The following is a 21,988-nucleotide window of genomic DNA, read 5'->3' as shown; positions in this document are numbered from 1 at the left end:
CCGAAGGGACCCTTTTCGCTTGGTTCTCCGACCTCAACTCCGCCTCGGGGGGGGTGGTGTCTCTATTCCGCTGGTCAGGCGAGCAATCTCTTTCGAGCATTGCGGTCGAAATCGGTCCCGCGATGATCCGCATGGGCGTCCAATGTTCTCGGCAGGGGCGTTTCACGTGAAACGCTTCCGCAGCCGTTGAGGAACTTCGATCCGAAATGTTGCGCCCGTTGGAGCGAGTCGAGCCGATGAGGGCCTCCCCTCCTACATGACAAGCTCGTAGCTCTTCAATGGCTAGGCCGCCCTAGAGCGCACCGTTTCACGTGAAACGGCCCTTCCATCGTCTCTTTCAGTGCTCTCCGGGGGCGACCGCAGACGGGGTCCTCCGTCAAACCTCGGCGAACCCACTCATCACATCCGCGTCGATCCGCGAGAACGAAGCGATACTGCATTTCGTCTAACTTGCCCCCCCGCCGGCCAATTTCTGGAGGCCCAGGAAGCGGTCCTCACCGGCGACTTGGGATGCACGGACAGCCGAGGGGGTCCTCATCTCAGCGGCCAACGTAGGAATGTTTCACGTGAAACACTCCGCACGGGAATATCGGCGACCATGACGTCGCCCTGGGCAGCGGAGAGCGCCACCGAGTACGACCCACCCAGGCACCCGTCCTGCGCCCGCCAGCGAGTCACCGAAAGCGACATGAACTCCGGAGGTCAACGAGGTCTGAACTCAGCCAACCCTAGATCCGGCGCTCCACGACTACTCAACCGCCATATAGGCGCATCGTGAGCTGCTCTATCCAGAGATCAATGCCCCAGATACCCGGCGATCGTCGCCGTTCGGCTATACCAGCCGTATTCTCGACCAGGCCCGGAGTCAGCAGGGCCCCGCAGAACCTGGGGCCACTTCATCAGACTGTGCCGGTCACAAGGGCTCATCAATCAGAGAGATGGCGACGGCCGAGAATGCACAGCTCACAAGGCATTTCGTAGGCCGCCTCAAGCGTACCGATTCCTGTGATCGCGGTGCCGACGAAGGGAGCGGATACCGCCACATCGGCGATTGCGGCCAAGAACACAACGCGAGCACGCGCACGCCAGCCGCACGGCGAATCAGTGGCGGCCACTAGGCCGGCCACTACGGAGCGAGCGACACCTCAGTCGGCTCCCCGATCTCGGCGAGGATGCGGTTCAAGTCCTGGATGGTGGCGAAGTCGATGACCATCTGGCCCTTACGTGCGCCCAGGGTGACCTTGACGCGCGTGTTCAACCGGTCGCCGAGGTGATCCGCGATGGACGAGAGGTGTCCGGAGTGCCCGCCCTGCTCCTCCACCACGGGACGCGTGGTCGTCCGCGGCGCCTTCATCTGCGCCGCGGCGGCCTCGGCGGCGCGGACGGACAGGTCCTCGTTGACGATCTTGTCGGCCAGGCGGCGCATCATCTCGACGTCGTCGAGGGACAGAACCGCACGCGCGTGTCCTGCGGTCAGGACGCCGGCAGCGACGCGGGCCTGCACATCGGCCGGGAGCCGCAGGAGACGGAGCGTGTTCGAGATCTGCGGCCGCGAACGTCCGAGCCGCGTCGCTAGGGCCTCCTGGGTGATCCCGAAGTCGCTGAGGAGCTGCTGGTAGGCGGACGCCTCCTCGAGCGGGTTGAGGTCGGCGCGGTGCAGGTTCTCCAGCAGCGCGTCGCGGAGCATGTTCTCGTCGGCCGTGTCCTTGACGACCGCGGGGATGGTGGTCAGTCCCGCGGCCTTCGAGGCGCGGAACCGGCGCTCACCCATGACGAGCTCGTACTTCGCTCCGCCGCGAGCCGTCACGGGCCGGACGACGATCGGCTGCAGCACTCCGAACTCGCGGATGCTGTGGACGAGTTCCGCGAGGTCGTCCTCGTCGAACACCGACCGCGGCTGCGCCGTGTTGGGGGTGATGTCGGCGAGGGGGAGTCGCGCCAAGCGCGCTCCGGGGACCTCGAGGAGCTCCTCGGCACGGGCCGAATCGCCGACCTGATCAGGGAAGAAGACGTCGACAGGCCGGGAGCGCGACTCGTCGCTGGTCGGGATGAGCGAGCCGATCCCCCGGCCGAGTCCCGTGCGCTTGGTCGCCATCAGCGTGCCTCTCCTTCGTGTGCCGTCTCGGGTGTCTTCCGAGCTCCGCGTCGTGCGACCTCCGCGGCCGCCTCCAGATACGCCAGCGAACCGGACGACTGCGGGTCGTAGCTGATCACGCTCTGTCCGTAGCTCGGCGCCTCCGAGATCCTCACGTTGCGCGGGATCACCGCGCGCAGCACCTCCTTCGGGAAGTGCTCTCGGACATCCGCTGCCACCTGCTGGGAGAGGTTCGTGCGGCCGTCGTACATCGTCAGGAGGATCGTCGAGACACCGAGGTTCGGATTGAGGTGCCGCTCGATCAAGTCGATGTTCTTGAGCAGCTGGCTGAGCCCCTCGAGCGCGTAGTACTCGCACTGGATCGGGATGAGCACCTCGCGAGCGGCGACGAACGCGTTGATGGTCAGCAGACCGAGCGACGGCGGGCAGTCGATGAAGACGTAGTCGAACGGCTCGTCCATGGTGTCGAGCATGCGGTCGAGCGCACGGCGGAGACGCTGCTCGCGTGCGACGAGCGAGACCAGCTCGATCTCGGCGCCGGCCAGGTGGATGGTCGCCGGCACACCGTAGAGCGAGGCGAACTCCGGGCTCTTCTGCACGACGTCCGCGAGGGGAGTGTCGTTGACGATCACGTCGTACACGCTGGCCGTCTCGGCGCGGTGCTCGATGCCCAGGGCCGTCGACGCGTTGCCCTGCGGATCGAGGTCGATGACGAGCACCTTCGCCTCACCGCGGGCGAGCCCGGCGGCGAGGTTGACGGTCGTCGTCGTCTTCCCGACGCCGCCCTTCTGGTTCGAGATCGTGATGACGCGCGTCGACTCGGGCTTGGGCAGCGGCTGGGCGTTCAGCAGTGCGCGCCGACGGGTCATGTCCGCGATCTCCCGGGCCAGGGGAGTCGAGGAATCGAAGCCTCCGGTCAGACCGGCGGAATCGGTTTGTTTCACGTGAAACCTTCGCTCAGCGAGTGGGACGGACATCAGCACCGAGGAGTCGACGGACGAGGAGTCGGGGGCTCACTGCGGCGTCGTGGCGATCAACCCACTGTAGCCCGGACGACCCTCGTCACCTCGGAGAGCACGCCGTCGCCGAGCACGACGACCTCGGGCGGGGAGAGCCGGAAACGACGGATCTGCTTGGCCGCCGCCTCGATCTCCTTCTCGGCGTTGATGCCCTTCAGCAGGACCAGCTCGCCTCCGGGCCGCAGCAGCGGCGCGGTCAGCGGGATCAGCTTCGAGAGGGCGCTGACCGCCCGAGCGGTCACCTGGTCGAGAGGCTCCGGGAGCTGCACCTCTTCAGCACGGGCACGAAGAACTGAGACATTCTCGAGCCCGAGTCCGTCGACCTGCTCCTGAAGCCAGACGACGCGTCGCTCCATCGGCTCGATGAGCACGAAACGGACGTCGGGCCGCACGATGGCCAGGACGAGCCCGGGAAGGCCCGCGCCACTGCCGACATCACCCACCAGTCCAGGACGCAGGAGAGGGGCCACCAGGGCGCTGTTGAGCACGTGCCGCGTCCAGAGCCGGGGGAGCTCCAGCGGCCCGATCAGGCCGCGCTCCTCGCCCTGGTCGGCGAGAGCCTCCGTGAAGCGCCGCAGAAGGGGCAGGTGGTCGCCGGCGATCGCCGCAGCGGCTGCGGGCTCGGCCTCGAGGGTCGACTCCACGCCGCTCAGCCGCGGGTGATGACGGTGTGGCGCTCGCGCGCCTCGCCGCGCGACTCCGACACGAAGCCGCGCTCGCCCACCATGTCGTGGACGAGCTTGCGCTCGTACGACGACATGGGCGGGAGCGAGGCCGACGTCGCGCCGTCTTCGATCCGCTCGATCGCGCGGTCGACCAGCTGGGCCAGCTCCGCCTCGCGGGCGTCGCGGGAGCCGCCGATGTCGAGGATGAGCCGGGAGAACGCGCCGGTCTTCGTCTGGACCGCCAGTCGCGTCAGCTCCTGCAGCGCCTGGACGGCGTCGGGGCGGGAGAGCACCCGGAGGTTCGTGTCGCCGGAGGCGGTGACCGAGAGGTAGGCGCGGCCGTTGCGGACCTCGATGTCGATGTCGCCGTCGAGGTCGCAGATGTCGAGGAACTCCTCGATGTAGTCGGCGGCGACGTCGCCCTCGTCCTCGAGCTGCGAGAGCGTGGACTCGGGCGCCTCGTCGACGGCGGACGCGTCCACGTCCGCGGGTGCGGACGCGTCGTCGGTGATGGTCTGCATCGGATCGGTCATGGCGGCTCTACTTCTTTCCGGCTTGCTTCTTGGAGCGGTTCTTGCTCACGGGCTGCGTGCGCTGCACGGCCTTCTTCTCGACGAGGGTGACGTCGCCGGCGGCCGTGGTCTCCTCGACCAGCTTGCCCTTGCGGCGCAGGCGCTCCTCGCGGGCCTTGGCGGCCTCGCTGCCCGGGGTCGGCATGTTCCGGATGACGATGAACTGCTGGATCATCGTCCAGATGTTCGAGGTCAGCCAGTAGAACATCACGCCGAGGGGGAAGGCGAAGCCCGAGAAGGCGAAGACGAGGGGGAGGATGTAGAGCAGGATCCGTTGCTGCTTGAACGTCGGCGAGGCCTTCGCCTCGGGCGACATGTTCTTCGACACGATCTGCAGCTGCGTGATGAACTGCGATGCGGTCATCAGGACGACCATGATCACCGCGATGATGATGACCGGCTCCTGGCCGCCCTCGGCGAGTGCGCCCTGGATCGACTGGTGCAGCGGCGCGACGCCGAAGAGGTTCGCCTCGCCGAACTGGCGGGCGAGCGTCTCGTCGAGCGGGCCCACGCCCTTCTGGCTGTGCTGCGCCGCGTTCAGCACCGAGAACAGGCTGAAGAAGATCGGCATCTGGATCAGCAGGGGCAGGCAGGAGGCGAGCGGGTTGGTGCCCGTCTTCTTGTAGAGCTCCATGGTCTCGCGGGACATCGCCTCGCGGGACAGCTGGTCGCGCTTGCCCTTGTACTTGTCCTGGATCTTCTTGAGCTGGGGCGCGACCTCGAGCATCCGGCGCTGGCTCTTGATCTGCTTGACGAAGATCGGGATGAGCGCGGCGCGGATGACGATGACCAGGCCGACGATCGAGAGGACCCAGGTGATTCCCGCGGCCGCCTCCATGCCGGTGAAGGTCAGCAGCTGGTGGAAGGCGACGAGGAGCAGCTCGACCACCCACTTGAGGGGCCAGAGGATCGTGCCGAGGAGGTCCATGGAGTGGGGTCAGTCCTTTCGAGGGCCCACGACGAACCCGGCTCGCGTCACGGCGAAGCGGGTCCGGCCGGAAGCCGGTCGGTGCAGGGGGATCGAGGTCGGGACGTCGTCGATGCCGCCGGCCGCCCACGGGTGGCAGCGGAGCAGACGGCGGGCCGCGAGGACGGAGCCGAGGACGAGCCCGTGGAGCTGGACCGCCTGGAGCGCGTACGCGGAGCACGAGGGGTAGTAACGGCAGACATCCCCGTAGAGAGGGGACACGACCGCCCGGTAGACGATCAGGAGCAGGACGCCGATGTTCCGCGGCAGCAGGAGGATCGCCCACCCGAGCCGGGCGAACGGCGCCTCGCGGCGGGGGAGCACGGCGGTCACGAGGACGCCCCGCTCTTCCGCGCGGCTCGCGCCATCGCGGACCACACCTCGGAGCGCAGCTCCGACCAGGGGGCGTCGGCGCTGCCGGGCAGCGCGCGGACGACGACCTGGGTGCCGGGGTCGATCTCGGGGACGAGCTCGAACGCCACGGCCTTGAGCCGGCGGCGGACGGTGTTGCGCGTCACCGCGGTGCCGACCGTCTTGGCGACGATGAACCCGAACCGCGCCGGATCGCCCGCGGAGGACCGGCGGACATACGTGACGGTGTGCGGTCCTGTGGACCGCACACCGCGACGGACGACTGTCCGGTACTCGCCTCCGTGGACGATGCGATTGGCTCTGGCCAGCACCGCTGGTCGGTACCGCTCGCTGCTAGGCGGAGAGCTCGGTGCGCCCCTTGGCGCGGCGCGCGCTGAGGATGCCGCGGCCGGCACGGGTGCGCATGCGCAGACGGAAGCCGTGCACCTTGGCGCGACGACGGTTGTTCGGCTGGAAGGTTCGCTTGCTCATAATCAGATCTCCACGTACGTGTTCCGCGGCGCGAACCGGCACCACCCGCTCGGGCGGAGACTCGGATCCTCCGGGAAGAAGGGGTGCCCGGCTGCGGAATCCGCTCGGCCTGCGAGGGCCGCACGGACGACACCGGGCAGGCGTCAATTGATTTAAACTACGGCCTGTTCCGCCACCGGTCAAATGTGGACGGCGCGAAACCTCGATCATGCACACGGGACACGGGGTTCCGCGCATTGACACGCGGGTGTCGCTGTGGTGGATTTGTCTCCCGTCGGCTCCGTTCGTTACGGTGTTGAGCCGCAGTTATCCACAGGTGGGATCCGCGTCCTCCCGCGCCCGCACAGGCATCGCTCGAGGCCGGTGGACAACCCTGTGGAGAGAGCGGCACTCGAGACCCGGCTCCGCGCCCGGTCCGCGACGCCCCTGCAGCGGGCGGCGACGGGTCCGGCGGAGACGGCGATCCCGCAGCGACTTCACAGCGACAGCACCCAGGACCGGAGACAGATGGCAGACGACACGTCGATGGTCGACGCGTGGAACGTGATCCTCGGCGCACTTTCCCAGGACGAGCGGATCACCGCTCCCCTCTACGGGTTCGTCTCGCTCGTGGAGCCCAAGGGCATCATGGCGGGCACCTTCTACCTGGAGGTCCCGAACGAGTTCACCCGCGGGATGCTCGAGCAGCGCGTGCGCGTGCCCCTGCTCAGCGCGATCGGGACGCTCGACGACTCCTTCGGCGTCACGACGTTCGCCTTCGTGGTGAACCCCGACATCGAGCACGAGCCCCTCAGCTCCCCGTCGTCGCAGGAGTCGATGAACCCGTTCGAGCCGATCACCGCCTCCTCGGCGACGGTCGCGCCGACCCGCGGGGTCGAGGAGCTGCGGACTGTGCCGGCGACCGACACCCGGCTGAACCCGAAGTACAGCTTCGACAACTTCGTCATCGGAGGCTCCAACCGGTTCGCGCACGCCGCGGCCGTCGCGGTCGCCGAGGCTCCCGCCAAGGCCTACAACCCGCTCTTCGTCTACGGCGACTCCGGGCTCGGCAAGACGCACCTCCTCCACGCCATCGGCCACTACGCGATGAGCCTCTACCCGGGGATCCGCGTGCGGTACGTCTCGAGCGAGGAGTTCACGAACGACTTCATCAACTCGATCGCGAACAACCGGGGCAACGCCTTCCACGGCCGCTACCGCAACGTCGACATCCTCCTGATCGACGACATCCAGTTCCTGCAGGGGAAGGCGGAGACGCAGGAGGCGTTCTTCCACACCTTCAACCAGCTGCACGACCACAACAAGCAGGTCGTGATCACGTCCGATCTGCCGCCGAAGGCCCTGACGGGCTTCGAGGACCGGATGCGCTCGCGCTTCGAGTGGGGCCTCATCACCGATGTGCAGGCTCCCGACCTCGAGACCCGCATCGCGATCCTCCGCAAGAAGGCGGTCAGCGAGAAGCTGCTCGTGCCCGACGACATCCTCGAGTTCATGGCGTCGAAGGTGTCGAGCAACATCCGCGAGCTCGAGGGGACGCTCATCCGCGTCACCGCGTTCGCGAGCCTGAACCGGACGCCGGTCGACATGTCGCTCGTGCAGACCGTGCTGAAGGACCTGATCACGCTCGACGAGGACAACGTCATCTCGCCGGTCGACATCATCAACCACACCGCGGACTACTTCAAGCTCACGGTCGACGACCTCTACGGCTCGTCGCGCTCGCAGGCCGTCGCCACCGCGCGCCAGATCGCCATGTACCTGTGCCGGGAGCTGACGAACCTCTCGCTGCCCAAGATCGGCCAGCTGTTCGGCAACCGCGACCACACCACGGTCATGTACGCGAACAAGAAGATCTCGGAGCTCATGAAGGAGCGCCGCAGCATCTACAACCAGGTCACCGAGCTGACCACCCGCATCAAGACGAACCGCTAGCCGGCAGTCGTACGGTCCCCGGGACCACCTGTCCCGGGCGGCGTGCCCCAGGGTCCATCGGCATCCGTGCGCGGTGGTCGGGTAGTCGCTCCCCTCTCCTCGTGTGAGGGGAGGGAGCGACGGGGATCGCGGCGCGAGCAGCAGGACGTCGGTGTCGGCGCGCGTCGAGATCAGGCGAAGGCGCTGGCGGGGGTCTCGATACGCCGCACTGCGGCTACTCGACCAGCACGGACCGGACGTGCTCAGGGGGTCCGGGTGAGCGGCTGAGCGGCCGGCGTGCGATCGGACGGTGTCGTGTCGATCCGCCGTGCGACGGCCCGGAGAGCAACGCGGGGGAGGGGGAGCGCGCACCGTCTTCCGGGCCGCTCGGACGGCGGCAGCTGCGCTCGACGGTCTCCGTCGTGACCGGAGAAGTCGTCGACGGACTCCTCGGACCTGCCTCGCGCGCCTCGGACACGCCGCCTCGCGCCCCTCGGAGGGCCGATTTCCACAGTGTGAGGAACCTGTGGATAACTGTGGACAACCGCCTCGGGACTGTGCGCCGGGAGAGCCCGCCTGTGGAGGGCGACCGGTCGGCTCGGATCGCTCCACAGGGCGTCCACGGGCCCGCTCACACTCCCTCCACAGGGGCGGGTCCCTCCGATCCCACCCAGGAGTAGGGGTCCGAAGCGTTTTCCACAGTTTCCACACGTGTTAACACTGTTAACGCAGTTCTCTCTTTAATGAAGCCTCGACCGGCAACCTCTCCACAGCGGCTCGGGAGTGCTCGGCGGTCCACCCCCTTCCGAGCTCGTCGAGCCCGGCGGGTACGATGGGCGACGGTCTTCGTCCGCGACTCGTCAGGGGTGTACTCGTGAGGTTCCAAGCCAACCGCGATGTCTTCAGCGAGGCGGTGTCCTTCGCGGTCAAGCTGCTTCCGCAGCGCACGACCCTGCCGATCCTCTCCGGAGTCCTCATCGAGGCGACCGCCGAGGGTCTGACGCTGTCCTCCTTCGACTACGAGGTGTCCGCGCAGACGCAGATCGCCGCCGATGTGGAGGAGACGGGGACCGTGCTCGTCTCGGGCCGTCTGCTCGCCGACATCGCGAACCGCCTCCCCAACGCTCCCGTGCGCATCGCCACGGAGGAGTCGCGCGTCTCGGTCTCGGCCGGCTCGGCGCACTTCACGCTCCTGCAGATGCCCGTGGAGGAGTACCCGAGCATCCCCGAGATCGATGCCTCCACCGGCCTCGTCCCGGCCGACGCCTTCGCGGCCGCCGTCTCGCAGGTGGCGGTCGCCGCCTCCCGCGACGACGTGACCCCCGTCATCACCGGCGTGCAGCTCGAGATCACCGAGAACACGATCGGCCTCGTCGCGACGGACCGCTACCGCGTCGCCGTCCGCGAGATCGACTGGGACAACGGGGACAACCCCGCGCCCACCCAGCCGCTCACCGCCCTCGTGCCCGCGCGCACGCTGCAGGAGGTCGGCAAGACCTTCGGCCACTCCGGCACCGTCTCCGTCGCGATCACCAACCGCGACGAGCGCGAGCTGATCGCCTTCACCGCGGACCGCAAGACCGTCACGTCGCTGCTGATCAAGGGCAACTTCCCGCCCGTGAAGCGCCTCTTCCCCGCCTCCGTCGAGAACTACGCGGTCATGTCGACCAGCGACCTCATCGAGGCCACCCGCCGCGTCTCGCTCGTGCTCGAGCGCGAGGCGGCCCTCCGCTTCAGCTTCAGCAGCGACGGCCTCACCCTCGAGGCAATCGGCTCGGAGCAGGCGCAGGCGTCCGAGAGCATCGACGCGATCGTGACCGGCGACGACGTGGTCGTCTCGCTCAAGCCGCAGTTCCTGCTCGACGGCCTCGCCGCCGTCCACTCGGAGTTCGTGCGCATCGCGTTCACGAAGACCGAGAACCCCAACAAGCCCGGCCCCGTCCTGATCACCGCGCAGACCTCGCGGGAGCAGCCCGGCAGCGACAGCTACCGCTACCTGCTCCAGCCCAACCTGCTGCTGCGCTGACCACTCCCCGGATCGCAGAGCCGCGACCGCCCCGCTCCCGACGAGCGCCCGCCCGCCGGACAACGAATCCAGGAAGGTTCACCATGCACATCGGACTCGTCGGCCTCGGCAAGATGGGCGACAACATGCGCTCCCGCCTCCGCTCCAAGGGGCTCGAGGTCACCGGCTACGACCGCAATCCCGACGTCTCGGACGCGGCCTCTCTCGACGAGATGATCGCCGCACTCCCCTCGCCCCGCATCGTCTGGGTGATGGTGCCGGCCGGCGAGATCACCGACGCGGTCGTCAAGGACCTGTCGGAGAAGCTCAGCGAGGGCGACCTCGTCATCGACGGCGGCAACTCCCGCTTCACCGAGGACTTCAAGCACGACGCGCTGCTGAAGCCCAAGGGCATCCACTACATCGACGCGGGCGTCTCAGGCGGCGTCTGGGGACTCCAGAACGGCTACGGCCTGATGGTCGGCGGCCCGAAGGAGCTCGTCGAGTACGCCATGCCCGTCTTCGACGCGCTGCGCCCGGAGGGCCCCCGCGAGGAGGGCTTCGTCCACGTGGGCGAGGTCGGCGCCGGCCACTACGCGAAGATGGTCCACAACGGCATCGAGTACGCCCTGATGCAGGCGTTCGCCGAGGGCTACGAGCTGCTCGAGACCCGCAGCGACATCATCAAGGACGTCACCGGCACCTTCAAGGCGTGGCAGCGCGGCACGGTCGTGCGCTCCTGGCTGCTCGAGCTCCTCGTCCGCGCCCTCGAGCAGGACCCGGACTTCAAGAACATCGAGGGCTACGTGCAGGACTCGGGCGAGGGCCGCTGGACCATCGAGGAGGCCATCAACAACGCCGTCCCGGTGCCCACGATCAGCGCCTCGATCTTCGCCCGCTTCGTCTCCCGCCAGGAGGACTCCCCCGCGATGAAGGCCGTTGCAGCGCTCCGCAACCAGTTCGGCGGGCACTCCGTCAAAGCCGTCGACTGAGTCGGCTGGTGAGGACTGCCTCCGGCAGTCCTCACGGCGGTCGGCTTCCGGAGGGGGGCGCGTTCCGCAGGGCCGGTGACGGACGGCGGACTGCGGCCCGCCGCCCCCGTGAGGCAGGGATGCTCTCACGGAGGCGGCGGGCCTCCGGCCGCCTCCACCTTGCTACCGGCGTCGGGCGGCGAGCCTGCGGCCGCCTTCACGGGCGGGGACGGGGCGCCGCCGATCATGCTGGTCGAGTAGCCCCGGAGGGGCGTATCGAGGCTCGAGGCGAGGGCCTGGCCGGCACTGGGAGAGCGGATCGCAGGCGCCGGAACGGGCGGACCAGCCCGATCGGGACGGGCGAGGACCCCCAGAGGTGCAGGGAAGGCCCGCGACGACGGGTGGAGGAGAGGAGCGCGACGTGCAGGTGACGCAGCTGGCGCTCAGCGACTTCCGGAACTACGAGTCGGTCGACGTCGAGCTCGTGTCCGGACCGAACCTCTTCGTCGGCCGCAACGGCCAGGGCAAGACGAACCTCGTCGAATCACTCGGCTACCTCTCCACCCTGGGCTCGCACCGCGTGTCGAGCGACCAGGCGCTCATCCGCGCCGGCCGGGACAGTGCCGTGGTGCGCGCCCGCCTCCGCAACGGCGAGCGCGACCTGCTGGCCGAGGTGCAGATCAACCGCTCCTCCCCCAACCGCGCGCAGATCAACCGCGGCGGGATCAAGCCGCGCGAGCTCCCCCGCTTCTTCTCCAGCGTCCTCTTCGCGCCGGAGGACCTCCTCCTCATCCGCGGCGACCCGTCGGCCCGCCGCCGCTTCCTCGACCAGCTGGTGATCCTCCGCTCCCCGCGGATGAGCGCCGTCCAGGCCGACTACGAGCGGGTGCTGCGCCAGCGCAACTCGCTGCTCAAGTCCGCACGGGCGAGCGGCGTCCGCGACCCCTCGAAGCTCGGGACCCTCGACATCTGGGACGAGCGCCTGATCGCGCTCGGGACCGAGATCATGCAGTCGCGCCTCACCCTGGTGGAGGAGCTGAGCGGACCGGTGCGCGCCGCGTACGAGGCGGTCGCCGGTGCCGACCAGCGTCCGGTGCTCCGCTCCCGCCTGAGCATCGAGGGCGCGGTCGACGACGACGGCGAGCCCGTGGAGCAGCCGGGCGCCGCGTCACCGGCGGCGGGCGAGGGACTGGCGGAGGCGTTCGCGTCCGCGCTGGCCGGAGTGCGACGCCGCGAGCTCGACCGGGGCGTCTCCCTCGTCGGCCCGCACCGCGACGACGTGCAGTTCGAGCTGAACGCGCTGCCGGCCAAGGGCTACGCCAGCCACGGCGAGAGCTGGTCGTTCGCCCTGGCGCTGAAGCTGGGCGCTGCGGAGCTGCTCCGGCGCGACTCCCCCATGGGCGATCCGGTGCTGATGCTCGACGACGTCTTCGCCGAGCTGGACGCGCGCCGGCGCGAGCGCCTCGCCTCGGTGGTCGCCGACTACGAGCAGGTCCTGATCACCGCGGCCGTCTTCGACGACGTCCCGGAGGCGCTGGCCGCGCACACCGTGCGGATCGAGGCCGGCCGGATCGTCGGCACGGGCGCCGCCGCCGCGCCGATCGCCGTGCCGGAGCCGACCGCACCCGACTCCGCCTCGTCCGATCCGGTGTCCTCCGACTCCGCTCCTCCCGGTCCCGAGTCCTCCCACTCCTCTTCTCCCGATCCGGTCTCGTCCGACTCCCCTTCTCCTGGTGTCGTCTCCTCCGCCGCGGCCTCCTCCTCGGAGACCGCGTCCCCAGCGCCGGCGTCCACAGATCCCGCGTCCCCAGAGCCGCCCGCCCCGTCGGAGCCGACCGATGGCTGACTCCCCCCGCCGCGGAACCCCCGCACCAGACTCAGAGGCCGCCCGCGTCTACCGCCACCTCAAGGAGGTGTTCGGCGCCGACGGCCCGCGCCGCATCCGGAAGACCGTCGAGCGCGCCGAGCCCAAGGGCGACGCGATCCCGTTCGGCAAGGGCCGCGACCCGCACGACCTCGGCGACGTCCTCGACTCCCTCACCGTGAAGCTCGGCTGGACGGCGCCGCTGGCGCAGGGCGACCTGATGTCGTCGTGGACGGCGATCGCCGGCGAGGAGACCGCGAAGCACTCGACTCCGGTGGGCGTCGTCGACGGCGTGCTGACCGTCGCGTGCGAGTCCACGGCGTGGTCGACGCAGCTCCGGCTGATGCGGATCGAGATCATGAACCACATCGCCGTGAACTTCCCCGACGCGGGCATCGCGTCGATCCGTTTCCAGGGCCCGGACGTCCCGAACTGGAAAAAGGGTCCCAGGTCGATTCCAGGGCGTGGTCCGCGCGACACCTACGGCTGAGGACGCATTTTCGGTCGACCGCCGATCTTTCGCGCCTCAGATCGCCGTCCAGCGCTTCGGATCGACCCGGCACGCGGTAGAATGGAGGGCCGCCGAACCGCAGTGACGCCGCCGCGCGGGCGATCTCCAGATCACCGTGCGCGTCGCGACGGACCGTCAGAGGAGAACTCCACAGCTATGACTCACGAGCCGAACGACTCCACGTCACCCGCAGCGAACGACCTGGACGCGAACGGCTCAGCAGCCCCCTCCGCTCCGCACGAGAGCATGTCGACCAAGTCGTCCGGCGACTACGGCGCGAACCAGATCCAGGTCCTCGAGGGCCTCGAGGCGGTCCGCAAGCGCCCCGGCATGTACATCGGATCCACGGGTCCGCGCGGTCTGCACCACCTGGTCTACGAGATCGTCGACAACGCCGTCGACGAGGCGCTCGCGGGCTACTGCGACAACATCGAGATCCTGATGCGCGCCGACGGAGGCGTCACCGTCTCCGACAACGGCCGCGGCATCCCGGTCGACATGCACCCGACCGAGGGCATCTCCACGGTCGAGCTGGTCCTCACCGTGCTCCACGCCGGCGGCAAGTTCGGCGGAGGCGGCTACGCGGTCTCCGGCGGCCTGCACGGCGTCGGCTCCTCCGTGGTCAACGCGCTCTCGACGCGCCTCGACGTCGAGGTCAAGCGCCAGGGCGCCGTGTACCGGATGAGCTTCACCGACGGAGTGCCGGACGCCCCGCTCGAGAAGGGCGAGGCCAGCGACGAGACCGGCACGACGATCACCTTCTGGCCCAACGCCGGCATCTTCGAGACGGTCGAGTTCGACTACGAGACCCTGCGCGCGCGCTTCCAGCAGATGGCGTTCCTCAACAAGGGCCTGCGCATCGCGCTGACCGACCAGAACGAGGTCGAGTTCGAGGGGGAGGGCGAGAACGAGACCGAGGGCGACCGGACCGACGTCTTCCACTACGAGAAGGGCCTCGTCGACTACGTCGAGTACATCAACTCGCTGAAGAAGTCGGACCTCGTGCACTCCGAGATCATCGACTTCGAGTCCGAGGACACCGAGCGCCGCATCTCGCTCGAGGTCGCGATGCAGTGGACCACGGCCTACACCGAGAGCGTCCACACCTACGCGAACACCATCAACACTCACGAGGGCGGCACCCACGAGGAGGGCTTCCGCGCCGCGCTGACCACGCTGGTCAACCGCTACGCGCGCGCGAACAACCTGCTCAAGGAGAAGGACGAGAACCTCTCGGGCGACGACATCCGCGAGGGCCTCACCGCCGTCGTGTCGATCAAGCTCGGCGAGCCGCAGTTCGAGGGCCAGACCAAGACGAAGCTCGGCAACACCGAGGCGAAGGCGTTCGTGCAGCGCGTGGCCGGCGAGCAGCTGGCCGACTGGTTCGACCGCAACCCGAGCCAGGCGAAGGACATCATCCGCAAGGCGATCCAGGCGGCCTCCGCCCGTATGGCGGCGCGGAAGGCGCGCGAGACCGCCCGCCGCAAGGGCCTGCTCGAGGGCGGCGGCATGCCGGGCAAGCTCAAGGACTGCCAGTCCAAGGACCCGTCGATCTCCGAGATCTTCATCGTCGAGGGCGACTCGGCGGGAGGATCCGCGGTGCAGGGCCGCAATCCCGAGACGCAGGCGATCCTCCCCCTCCGCGGGAAGATCCTCAACGTCGAGAAGGCGCGGCTCGACCGCGCTCTCGGCAACAACGAGGTCCAGGCGATGATCACGGCGTTCGGCGCCGGCATCGGCGAGGACTTCAACCCCGACAAGGCGCGGTACCACAAGATCATCCTGATGGCCGACGCCGACGTCGACGGCCAGCACATCACGACGCTGCTGCTGACGCTCCTCTTCCGCTACATGCGCCCGCTGATCGACCTCGGCTACGTGTACCTCGCGCAGCCGCCGCTGTACCGCCTCAAGTGGTCGAACTCCCCGCACGAGTACGTCTACAGCGACCGCGAGCGCGACGCCCTGATCGCGCACGGCTCGGCGACCAACAAGCGCATGCCCAAGGAGAACGGCATCCAGCGCTACAAGGGCCTCGGCGAGATGGACTACAAGGAGCTGTGGGAGACCACGATGGACCCCGCGACGCGGACCCTCCTCCAGGTCACGCTCGACGACGCGGCCGCGGCCGACGAGATCTTCTCCACCCTCATGGGCGAGGACGTCGAGTCCCGCCGCTCCTTCATCCAGAAGAATGCGAAGGACGTGCGCTTCCTCGACATCTAGCTGTCGAGGAAGCGGACGTCCTCGAAAGGTGGCGGCCGGGCGGTCCAGTGGACCTCCCTCGCGACCACCTCGAACACGTCACGGCGGCCCTCGATGGGCCGCATCCTCGACCAGAACGCGACAGAGGCCGTCACCGGCCCGCACACCGACGACACACCTGACACCCAGCGCGACCGCCGCCCCCGCTCCTCCGGGGCACGGACCCACCTGAGAGACCAGAGACCATGGCAGAAGAACCCACCACCCCCACCGGCCCGGACGAGAGCGACGACATCGTCACCGAGACCGGTGTGGTGATCCACGGTCACGACAAGATCGAGCCGGTCGACCTGCAGCTCGAGATGCAGCGCTCCTACCTCGACTACGCGATGAGCGTCATCGTCGGGCGAGCCCTGCCGGAGGTGCGCGACGGCCTGAAGCCCGTGCACCGCCGCGTGATCTACGCCATGTACGACGGTGGCTACCGCCCCGACAAGGCGTTCTCGAAGTGCTCGCGCGTCGTCGGCGACGTGATGGGCCAGTTCCACCCGCACGGCGACTCCGCGATCTACGACGCGCTGGTCCGCCTGGTGCAGCCGTGGAGCCTCCGCTACCCGCTCGCGCTCGGGCAGGGCAACTTCGGCTCCCCCGGCAACGACGGCGCGGCCGCCCCCCGGTACACCGAGACCAAGATGGCGCCGCTCGCGCTCGAGATGGTCCGCGACATCGACAAGAACACCGTCGACTTCCAGGACAACTACGACGGCCGCACCCGCGAGCCGGCGATCCTGCCGGCGCGGTTCCCGAACCTGCTCGTCAACGGCTCCGTCGGCATCGCGGTCGGCATGGCGACCAACATCCCGCCGCACAACCTGCGCGAGGTCGCCGCCGGCGCCAAGTGGGCGCTCGAGAACCCCGACGCGACGCGCGAGGAGCTCCTCGAGGCGCTGCTGCAGCGGATCAAGGGACCCGACTTCCCCACCGGTGCGCAGATCCTCGGCGTCCGCGGCATCCAGGACGCGTACCGCACCGGCCGCGGCTCGATCACGATGCGCGCCGTCGTCTCCATCGAGGAGATCCAGGGCCGCACCTGCCTCGTCGTCACCGAGCTGCCGTACCAGGTGAACCCGGACAACCTGGCGATCAAGATCGCCGAGCTGGTCAAGGACGGGCGCGTCTCGGGCATCGCCGACATCCGCGACGAGACCTCCGGTCGCACCGGCCAGCGCCTCGTCGTCGTCCTCAAGCGCGACGCCGTGGCGAAGGTGGTGCTGAACAACCTCTACAAGCACACCCCGCTGCAGGAGAACTTCGGCGCGAACATGCTCGCGATCGTCGACGGCATCCCGCGCACGCTCTCGCTCGACGGCTTCATCCGCGCGTGGGTCGACCACCAGGTCGAGGTCATCGTGCGCCGCACCCAGTACCTCCTCGACGAGGCCGAGGCGCGGATCCACATCCTGCGCGGCTACCTCAAGGCGCTCGACGCGCTCGACGAGGTCATCGCCCTCATCCGCCGCTCCCCCACCGTGGAGGAGGCGCGCGACGGCCTGATGGAGCTGCTCGACATCGACGAGGTGCAGTCCCGCGCCATCCTCGACATGCAGCTGCGCCGCCTCGCGGCCCTCGAGCGCCAGAAGATCATCGACGAGCACGACCGGATCCAGGCCGAGATCGAGGACTACAAGTCGATCCTCGCGAGCCCCGAGCGCCAGCGCACGATCATCTCGGACGAGCTCGACGAGATCGTCGACCGCTTCGGCGACGACCGCCGCACCGAGATCCTCTTCGGGTTCGACGGCGACATGAGCGTCGAGGACCTGATCCCCGAGGAGGAGATGGTCGTCACCGTCACCCGCGGCGGTTACCTCAAGCGCACCCGGAGCGACTCCTACCGGGCCCAGCACCGCGGCGGCCGGGGCGTGCGCGGCGCGCAGCTGAAGGCCGACGACATCGTCGAGCACTTCTTCGTCACCACCACGCACCACTGGCTGCTGTTCTTCACGAACACCGGCCGCGTGTACCGCGCCAAGACCTACGAGCTGCAGGAGGCCGGCCGCGACGCCAAGGGCCAGCACATCGCGAACCTGCTCGCGCTCGAGCCGGGGGAGCAGATCGCGCAGATCCTCGACATCCGCGACTACGAGGCGGCCCGCTACCTGGTGCTCGCCACGCGCGACGGCCTCGTGAAGAAGACGGCCCTCTCGGAGTACGACACGAACCGCTCCGGCGGCATCATCGCGATCAAGCTGCGCGACGGCGACGAGCTCGTCTCGGCGCTCCTGGTCGAGGAGGACAGCGACGTGCTGCTGGTCTCCCGCAAGGGCATGTCGATCCGCTTCACCGCGTCCGACGAGGCGCTTCGTCCGATGGGCCGCTCGACCTCCGGAGTCCGCGGCATGTCGTTCCGCGGGGAGGACCGCCTCCTCGACGCCAACGTCGTCAGCGACGAGGGCTTCGTCTTCGTGGTCACCGAGGGCGGCTACGCCAAGCGCACCGCGGTCGACCAGTACCGCCTCCAGGGACGCGGCGGGCTGGGCATCAAGGTGGCCAAGCTCGAGGAGAAGCGCGGCGACCTCGTGGGCGCCATCATCACCGGAGAGGACGACGAGGTGCTCGTCGTGCTCGCCAGCGGCAAGGTGGTACGCTCTGCGGTGGCCGAGGTACCGGCCAAGGGTCGCGACACCATGGGAGTCGTCTTCGCACGATTCGCTGAGGACGACCGCATCATCGCACTCGCCAAGAACACCGAACGCAATCTCGACGCCCAGGACGAGGATCCCGACGCCGCGGCGCCGGCCGAGTCCGCTCCGGTGTCGGAGGAGGATGGGTCCGTAGATGAGTAGCACCGTCGCCGAGAAGCTCGCCAGGAAGTCCGCGAAGAGCCCGGCGGCGAAGCAGGTCCGCCTGAAGCTCGTCTACGTCGACTTCTGGTCGGCCGTGAAGCTCTCGTTCCTGCTGGGCCTGACGCTCGCGATCATCACGATCGTCGTCGTCTACCTGGTCTACACGGTCCTGGCCCAGACTGGCGTGTTCGACGAGGTCAACGGCCTCGTGCAGGACATCGCCGGCGCGGAGGCGTTCGACCTCAACACGATCATCTCGCTGCCGCAGGTCATGGGCTTCGCGATCGTCGTCGCGGTGCTGAACACCATCGTCACCACCGCGCTCGGCGCGATCGTGGCGCTGCTGTACAACCTCAGCGTCAAGATCACCGGCGGCCTCCTGGTGGGCTTCACCAACCAGTAGGGCGCACGGTCCGGCCGATTGGGATTCCTGCTCGATGTCGGGTAGAGTCTCCTCTGGCCATTCCGGGGGTATAGCTCAGGCGGTTAGAGCGCTTCACTGATAATGAAGAGGTCCCAGGTTCAAGTCCTGGTACCCCCACCCGGTCCGAACGGCCCGTCACCTTGCGGTGGCGGGCCGTTCGACTCTCGGAGACGGATCGCCCCGTCTCCGGCCCGGGGCCTTAGCTCAGTTGGTAGAGCGCCTGCTTTGCAAGCAGGATGTCAGGAGTTCGAATCTCCTAGGCTCCACACTTCCTCCCCTCTCGCGGGTGCTTCCCCTTCGCCGGCCCTTCTGGTCCACCGGCCCACATCCGGGGTGGTCCCGCGCGTCGGCACTCCCGTCGGCGTGAACGCCGGCGGGCTCTCCTGTCGCCCGTCGTGCGGTCCCCGCGATCGAGGTCGCCACTCGGACGGCCGAGCCGCCCGCTCAGCGGTCCACGCAGGCGAGGCCGAGGAACTGCTGGACCGAGAGGGTCTCGGACGTACCGTCGCGGATGTCGCCGACGATGATCTCACCGACGGAGAGCGTGTCGAACTGCTCGGCCGTGAAGACGACCGGGCGGGCGAGCACGGAGCGGTCGGTCGCGTAGGCGCCCAGCGCGAGGTCGACGCCGAGCGGGAACCGCTCGATCACCGTGTCGGCCGGCCAGACCGTGGATCCGGAGAGGTCGGTCGCGCCCAGTTGCGTGACCGGTGACGGGGAGACCCAGCGGGTGACCCTCCGCAGCCCGTCGCCGATGGTCAGGGGAGCGGAGTCGGAGGCGGCGAGGTCGAGGCCGTCGACGGACCCCGAGCACACGACGACGACGCCGAGGACCTCGCCGCGCTCGCCGCCCCGTCCGAGCCCGACCGCGGCCGTGGTCACCGGCTCCTCGGAGGCGCACCCCGAGAGCGCGAGGGCGCCGAGCAGAACGACGGTGCTCGCGAGCGCAGCGCGACGGTGCATGGGTCCTCCCGCGGCCACCCTACGCGGGCAGGGCGAGGGCCAGAGCGGCGAGAGCCTGCGGAAGGGAGGGAGCGCCCTCCGCTCGGAAGACCACCTCTCCGGCCGTGTCCCGCACGACGACCGTGGGGGTCGAGCGGATGCCGGCGGCCTCGGCCTCGACGGGGTGGAAGGCCACGTCGCGCTCGCGGATCTCGGCGGCGGGGACGAGCTCCGCGGCGCGCTCCAGCACCGAGCGCGCGGCATGGCAGGCGCCGCAGAAGGCGGAGGTGTAGAGCTCGACGATCACGACGAAGGGAACGCCGGGGCGCGGCCGGGGATTCCCGGGCACCGTCAGCGGAGGAGCCAGGCCTCGTTCATGGTGAGGGCCGCGTCGACGAGCTCGACACGCTCCAGCTCCTCGACGTCGCTCAAGGGGAACCAGGCGGCGGCGTCCGTGGAGCCGTCCACCTCGTGCGTGAGCTCGCCGCCCACGATGCGGGCGCGGTAGACGACGCGGATGGCGTGCAGGGGGCCGGCCTCGGGATCGCTGCGCCGGTGCGCGGGGATCACGTGCGAGTCCACGCCGATGAGGGCCTCGAGCTCGGCACGGTAGCCCGTCTCCTCGAAGATCTCGCGGACCGCGGCGTCGGCGGGCGACTCGCCCTCGTCGATCCCGCCGCCCGGAAGCGTCCAGGCCGACCACGGCCCCTGGCTCCAGTGCGCGAGCAGCATCCGCTCACCGTCGATGATCACGCCGTACGCGGCGACCCGGATGTCCACCGCAGAAGCCTAACCCGGGCATGCGAAGGAGCCGGACCCCCTGAGGGGCCCGGCTCCAGCGACGAGAACGTCAGGAAGCGGTCGAGGCCGCGTTCTGCGCGGCGCTCTGCGGCTCGTCCTCGGCGACCCACAGCTCGTCGTCGGCGCGGAACGTCTGCCAGACGGCGTAGCCGATGCCGCCGACGGCGACCAGCGCGGCGCCGATCGCGAAGACCGTCCCGACCTTGCTCTTCTTCTTCGGGGGAGTGGTGAGCTCCTCCCAGCGCGCCTTCGAGATCTCGGCGAGCTTCGCGCGGTTCTTCGAGTCCTTGGCGGCCTCGAAGGCGGCGGCGGCCGTGCCGCCCACAGCGGCGAAGGTCGGGACGACCTTGTGCTTGTAGGCGTTGCGGGCCGAGGAGTACGTGCCCTCGACGGCCGAGACGCCGTTGTCGTAGACCGGCTTGACGCGCGAGTCGTACGTGTCCTTGACGAAGGGGACGAGCTCCTTCTTGGCGTACTTCGACGCGTGGCGGCGGCTCTTCTCGAGCACGGAGGCCGCGTGCGCCAGCACCTCCTGCTGCTCGCCCCAGACCGCCTCGGCGTTCTTGCGAAGACGCTTGAGGTCCTTCTTGTGCTTACGTGACAGACCCATGTTGGTCCTCCATCGGCTACGAGCAGCGAACGCCTCAATACTGCCACTCATCGATCGGCGTCCGCATCGCGCACCCAGCGCATTGACACCGGGCGTTGCAGGGGCCTACAGACGCGCTGTGCGAGAATCCGATCATGCCTTTGCACACCGCAGTCGCGACGTTCCACACCAACAAGGGCGACATCGTCGTCAACCTCTACGGGAACCACGCTCCCAAGACGGTCCGCAACTTCGTCGGTCTCGCGACCGGCGACATCGAGTGGACCCACCCCGCCACGGGTGCGAAGACGAAGGAGCCGCTCTACAACGGCACCGTCTTCCACCGCATCATCCCCGACTTCATGCTCCAGGGCGGCGACCCGCTCGGTCAGGGCATCGGCGGCCCGGGGTACCAGTTCGACGACGAGATCAACTCGGAGCTCGACTTCACCCAGCCCTACATCCTCGCGATGGCGAACGCCGGCAAGCAGGCGGGCCGCGGCACCAACGGCTCGCAGTTCTTCATCACCGTGGCGCCGACGACCTGGCTCCAGGGCAAGCACACCATCTTCGGCGCCGTCGCCGACGAGGAGTCGAAGAAGCTCGTGCAGTCGCTCTCGGCGGTCCCCACCGACGGCCGTGACAAGCCGCTCGAGGACGTCGTGATCGAGAGCGTCGAGATCACCGAGGTCTGATCGCCTCATCCACCACTCATTCGAGGGCCGGGTCCGTCAGGGCCCGGCCCTCGTTCTCCCCGG

Annotated in this window: 20 protein-coding genes, 2 tRNA genes and 1 pseudogene; 11 read left to right on the top strand and 12 right to left on the bottom strand. The window is 68.9% G+C overall.

Annotated features, from left to right (window positions below; genetic code table 11):
• Nucleotides 1–1,126 precede the first annotated feature (1,126 nt).
• The 8 genes from C5D50_RS04025 to rpmH form a co-directional block, all read right to left on the bottom strand.
• Nucleotides 1,127–2,095, bottom strand: a complete 969-nt coding sequence (locus C5D50_RS04025) for a ParB/RepB/Spo0J family partition protein (protein ID WP_104222684.1) — start codon at nucleotides 2,093–2,095, stop codon at nucleotides 1,127–1,129.
• Nucleotides 2,095–2,964 carry a ParA family protein gene (locus C5D50_RS04020; protein ID WP_258069550.1) on the bottom strand — a complete coding sequence of 290 codons (870 nt, stop codon included), beginning with the start codon at nucleotides 2,962–2,964 and terminating at the stop codon, nucleotides 2,095–2,097. The genes C5D50_RS04025 and C5D50_RS04020 overlap by 1 nt, the downstream gene beginning before the upstream one ends.
• 164 nt (nucleotides 2,965–3,128) lie before the next feature.
• Nucleotides 3,129–3,758: a 16S rRNA (guanine(527)-N(7))-methyltransferase RsmG gene (gene rsmG / locus C5D50_RS04015; RefSeq protein WP_104282800.1), complete on the bottom strand. Its 630-nt coding sequence runs from the start codon at nucleotides 3,756–3,758 to the stop codon at nucleotides 3,129–3,131.
• Between the two features lie 5 nt (nucleotides 3,759–3,763).
• The gene (locus tag C5D50_RS04010; protein ID WP_244229531.1) at nucleotides 3,764–4,312 is read right to left on the bottom strand and encodes a R3H domain-containing nucleic acid-binding protein; all 549 of its coding nucleotides are present in this window, start codon (nucleotides 4,310–4,312) and stop codon (nucleotides 3,764–3,766) included.
• Nucleotides 4,313–4,319: 7 nt separating this feature from the next.
• A complete protein-coding gene (gene yidC, locus C5D50_RS04005) occupies nucleotides 4,320–5,279 on the bottom strand; it encodes a membrane protein insertase YidC (protein ID WP_104222681.1) in 960 nt (319 codons plus the stop codon).
• Nucleotides 5,280–5,288: 9 nt separating this feature from the next.
• On the bottom strand, nucleotides 5,289–5,642 hold the full coding sequence (gene yidD, locus C5D50_RS04000; protein ID WP_244230695.1) for a membrane protein insertion efficiency factor YidD: 354 nt from the start codon (nucleotides 5,640–5,642) through the stop codon (nucleotides 5,289–5,291).
• A gap of 5 nt (nucleotides 5,643–5,647) precedes the next feature.
• Nucleotides 5,648–6,001 (bottom strand): ribonuclease P protein component, encoded by a 354-nt coding sequence (rnpA, locus tag C5D50_RS03995; RefSeq protein ID WP_104222680.1) that lies wholly within the window; start codon nucleotides 5,999–6,001, stop codon nucleotides 5,648–5,650.
• Between the two features lie 22 nt (nucleotides 6,002–6,023).
• Complete coding sequence (rpmH, locus tag C5D50_RS03990; RefSeq protein ID WP_055784512.1) at nucleotides 6,024–6,161, bottom strand: 50S ribosomal protein L34; 138 nt, start codon at nucleotides 6,159–6,161, stop codon at nucleotides 6,024–6,026.
• 507 nt (nucleotides 6,162–6,668) lie between these two features.
• On the opposite strand from rpmH, the gene dnaA reads away from it, so the two are divergent.
• From dnaA to C5D50_RS03940, 10 genes and pseudogenes are all read left to right on the top strand, one after another.
• Nucleotides 6,669–8,093, top strand: coding sequence for a chromosomal replication initiator protein DnaA (gene dnaA / locus C5D50_RS03985; RefSeq protein WP_104225789.1), 1,425 nt, complete (start codon nucleotides 6,669–6,671; stop codon nucleotides 8,091–8,093).
• An 853-nt stretch (nucleotides 8,094–8,946) separates the two neighbouring features.
• On the top strand, nucleotides 8,947–10,098 hold the full coding sequence (dnaN, locus tag C5D50_RS03980; protein WP_104232992.1) for a DNA polymerase III subunit beta: 1,152 nt from the start codon (nucleotides 8,947–8,949) through the stop codon (nucleotides 10,096–10,098).
• A gap of 83 nt (nucleotides 10,099–10,181) precedes the next feature.
• The gene (gene gnd / locus C5D50_RS03975) at nucleotides 10,182–11,069 is read left to right on the top strand and encodes a phosphogluconate dehydrogenase (NAD(+)-dependent, decarboxylating) (RefSeq protein WP_104222677.1); all 888 of its coding nucleotides are present in this window, start codon (nucleotides 10,182–10,184) and stop codon (nucleotides 11,067–11,069) included.
• A gap of 400 nt (nucleotides 11,070–11,469) precedes the next feature.
• A pseudogene (recF, locus tag C5D50_RS03970) lies at nucleotides 11,470–12,624 on the top strand (DNA replication/repair protein RecF); the annotation flags it as partial.
• Between the two features lie 262 nt (nucleotides 12,625–12,886).
• Nucleotides 12,887–13,402, top strand: coding sequence for a DUF721 domain-containing protein (locus C5D50_RS03965; RefSeq protein ID WP_104268818.1), 516 nt, complete (start codon nucleotides 12,887–12,889; stop codon nucleotides 13,400–13,402).
• A 267-nt stretch (nucleotides 13,403–13,669) separates the two neighbouring features.
• Nucleotides 13,670–15,649: a DNA topoisomerase (ATP-hydrolyzing) subunit B gene (gene gyrB, locus C5D50_RS03960; protein WP_208543372.1), complete on the top strand. Its 1,980-nt coding sequence runs from the start codon at nucleotides 13,670–13,672 to the stop codon at nucleotides 15,647–15,649.
• A gap of 224 nt (nucleotides 15,650–15,873) precedes the next feature.
• The gene (gene gyrA / locus C5D50_RS03955; RefSeq protein ID WP_104222674.1) at nucleotides 15,874–18,474 is read left to right on the top strand and encodes a DNA gyrase subunit A; all 2,601 of its coding nucleotides are present in this window, start codon (nucleotides 15,874–15,876) and stop codon (nucleotides 18,472–18,474) included.
• The gene (locus C5D50_RS03950; RefSeq protein ID WP_104222673.1) at nucleotides 18,467–18,877 is read left to right on the top strand and encodes a DUF3566 domain-containing protein; all 411 of its coding nucleotides are present in this window, start codon (nucleotides 18,467–18,469) and stop codon (nucleotides 18,875–18,877) included. The genes gyrA and C5D50_RS03950 overlap by 8 nt, the downstream gene beginning before the upstream one ends.
• Before the next feature lie 64 nt (nucleotides 18,878–18,941).
• Nucleotides 18,942–19,015: transfer RNA gene (locus tag C5D50_RS03945), tRNA-Ile, on the top strand.
• Between the two features lie 76 nt (nucleotides 19,016–19,091).
• Nucleotides 19,092–19,164: transfer RNA gene (locus C5D50_RS03940), tRNA-Ala, on the top strand.
• 178 nt (nucleotides 19,165–19,342) lie between these two features.
• On the opposite strand, the gene C5D50_RS03935 is transcribed toward C5D50_RS03940, so the two are convergent.
• From C5D50_RS03935 to C5D50_RS03920, 4 genes are all read right to left on the bottom strand, one after another.
• Nucleotides 19,343–19,861, bottom strand: coding sequence for a hypothetical protein (locus tag C5D50_RS03935; RefSeq protein WP_104222672.1), 519 nt, complete (start codon nucleotides 19,859–19,861; stop codon nucleotides 19,343–19,345).
• A 19-nt stretch (nucleotides 19,862–19,880) separates the two neighbouring features.
• Complete coding sequence (locus C5D50_RS03930; RefSeq protein WP_258059325.1) at nucleotides 19,881–20,189, bottom strand: thioredoxin family protein; 309 nt, start codon at nucleotides 20,187–20,189, stop codon at nucleotides 19,881–19,883.
• Between the two features lie 2 nt (nucleotides 20,190–20,191).
• A complete protein-coding gene (locus tag C5D50_RS03925) occupies nucleotides 20,192–20,620 on the bottom strand; it encodes an NUDIX hydrolase (protein ID WP_104222671.1) in 429 nt (142 codons plus the stop codon).
• A gap of 70 nt (nucleotides 20,621–20,690) precedes the next feature.
• Entirely contained in the window at nucleotides 20,691–21,251 is a 561-nt protein-coding gene (locus C5D50_RS03920; RefSeq protein ID WP_104232995.1) for a hypothetical protein, read from the bottom strand.
• A 134-nt stretch (nucleotides 21,252–21,385) separates the two neighbouring features.
• Here C5D50_RS03920 and C5D50_RS03915 point away from each other — a divergent pair, with 134 nt between their 5' ends.
• Nucleotides 21,386–21,925 carry a peptidylprolyl isomerase gene (locus C5D50_RS03915; RefSeq protein WP_104222669.1) on the top strand — a complete coding sequence of 180 codons (540 nt, stop codon included), beginning with the start codon at nucleotides 21,386–21,388 and terminating at the stop codon, nucleotides 21,923–21,925.
• The last annotated feature ends 63 nt before the right edge of the window (nucleotides 21,926–21,988 follow it).

It is taken from the genome of Rathayibacter sp. RFBD1 (genome assembly GCF_002932915.1).
Taxonomy (GTDB): domain Bacteria; phylum Actinomycetota; class Actinomycetes; order Actinomycetales; family Microbacteriaceae; genus Rathayibacter.
The sequence above is the reverse complement of the archived record's forward strand: the minus strand, read 5'-3'. Positions and strand labels throughout refer to the sequence as shown.

Excerpts from the sequence above, each read along its gene's own strand:
- C5D50_RS04025 (WP_104222684.1), bottom strand. The coding sequence starts at position 2,095 with ATGGCGACCAAGCGCACGGGACTCGGCCGGGGGATCGGCTCGCTCATC.
- C5D50_RS04020 (WP_258069550.1), bottom strand. The coding sequence starts at position 2,964 with ATGACCCGTCGGCGCGCACTGCTGAACGCCCAGCCGCTGCCCAAGCCC.
- C5D50_RS04010 (WP_244229531.1), bottom strand. The coding sequence starts at position 4,312 with ATGACCGATCCGATGCAGACCATCACCGACGACGCGTCCGCACCCGCG.
- yidC (WP_104222681.1), bottom strand. The coding sequence starts at position 5,279 with ATGGACCTCCTCGGCACGATCCTCTGGCCCCTCAAGTGGGTGGTCGAG.
- rpmH (WP_055784512.1), bottom strand. The coding sequence starts at position 6,161 with ATGAGCAAGCGAACCTTCCAGCCGAACAACCGTCGTCGCGCCAAGGTG.
- dnaA (WP_104225789.1), top strand. The coding sequence starts at position 6,669 with ATGGCAGACGACACGTCGATGGTCGACGCGTGGAACGTGATCCTCGGC.
- gnd (WP_104222677.1), top strand. The coding sequence starts at position 10,182 with ATGCACATCGGACTCGTCGGCCTCGGCAAGATGGGCGACAACATGCGC.
- C5D50_RS03965 (WP_104268818.1), top strand. The coding sequence starts at position 12,887 with ATGGCTGACTCCCCCCGCCGCGGAACCCCCGCACCAGACTCAGAGGCC.
- gyrB (WP_208543372.1), top strand. The coding sequence starts at position 13,670 with ATGTCGACCAAGTCGTCCGGCGACTACGGCGCGAACCAGATCCAGGTC.
- gyrA (WP_104222674.1), top strand. The coding sequence starts at position 15,874 with ATGGCAGAAGAACCCACCACCCCCACCGGCCCGGACGAGAGCGACGAC.
- C5D50_RS03950 (WP_104222673.1), top strand. The coding sequence starts at position 18,467 with ATGAGTAGCACCGTCGCCGAGAAGCTCGCCAGGAAGTCCGCGAAGAGC.
- C5D50_RS03935 (WP_104222672.1), bottom strand. The coding sequence starts at position 19,861 with ATGCACCGTCGCGCTGCGCTCGCGAGCACCGTCGTTCTGCTCGGCGCC.
- C5D50_RS03920 (WP_104232995.1), bottom strand. The coding sequence starts at position 21,251 with ATGGGTCTGTCACGTAAGCACAAGAAGGACCTCAAGCGTCTTCGCAAG.
- C5D50_RS03915 (WP_104222669.1), top strand. The coding sequence starts at position 21,386 with ATGCCTTTGCACACCGCAGTCGCGACGTTCCACACCAACAAGGGCGAC.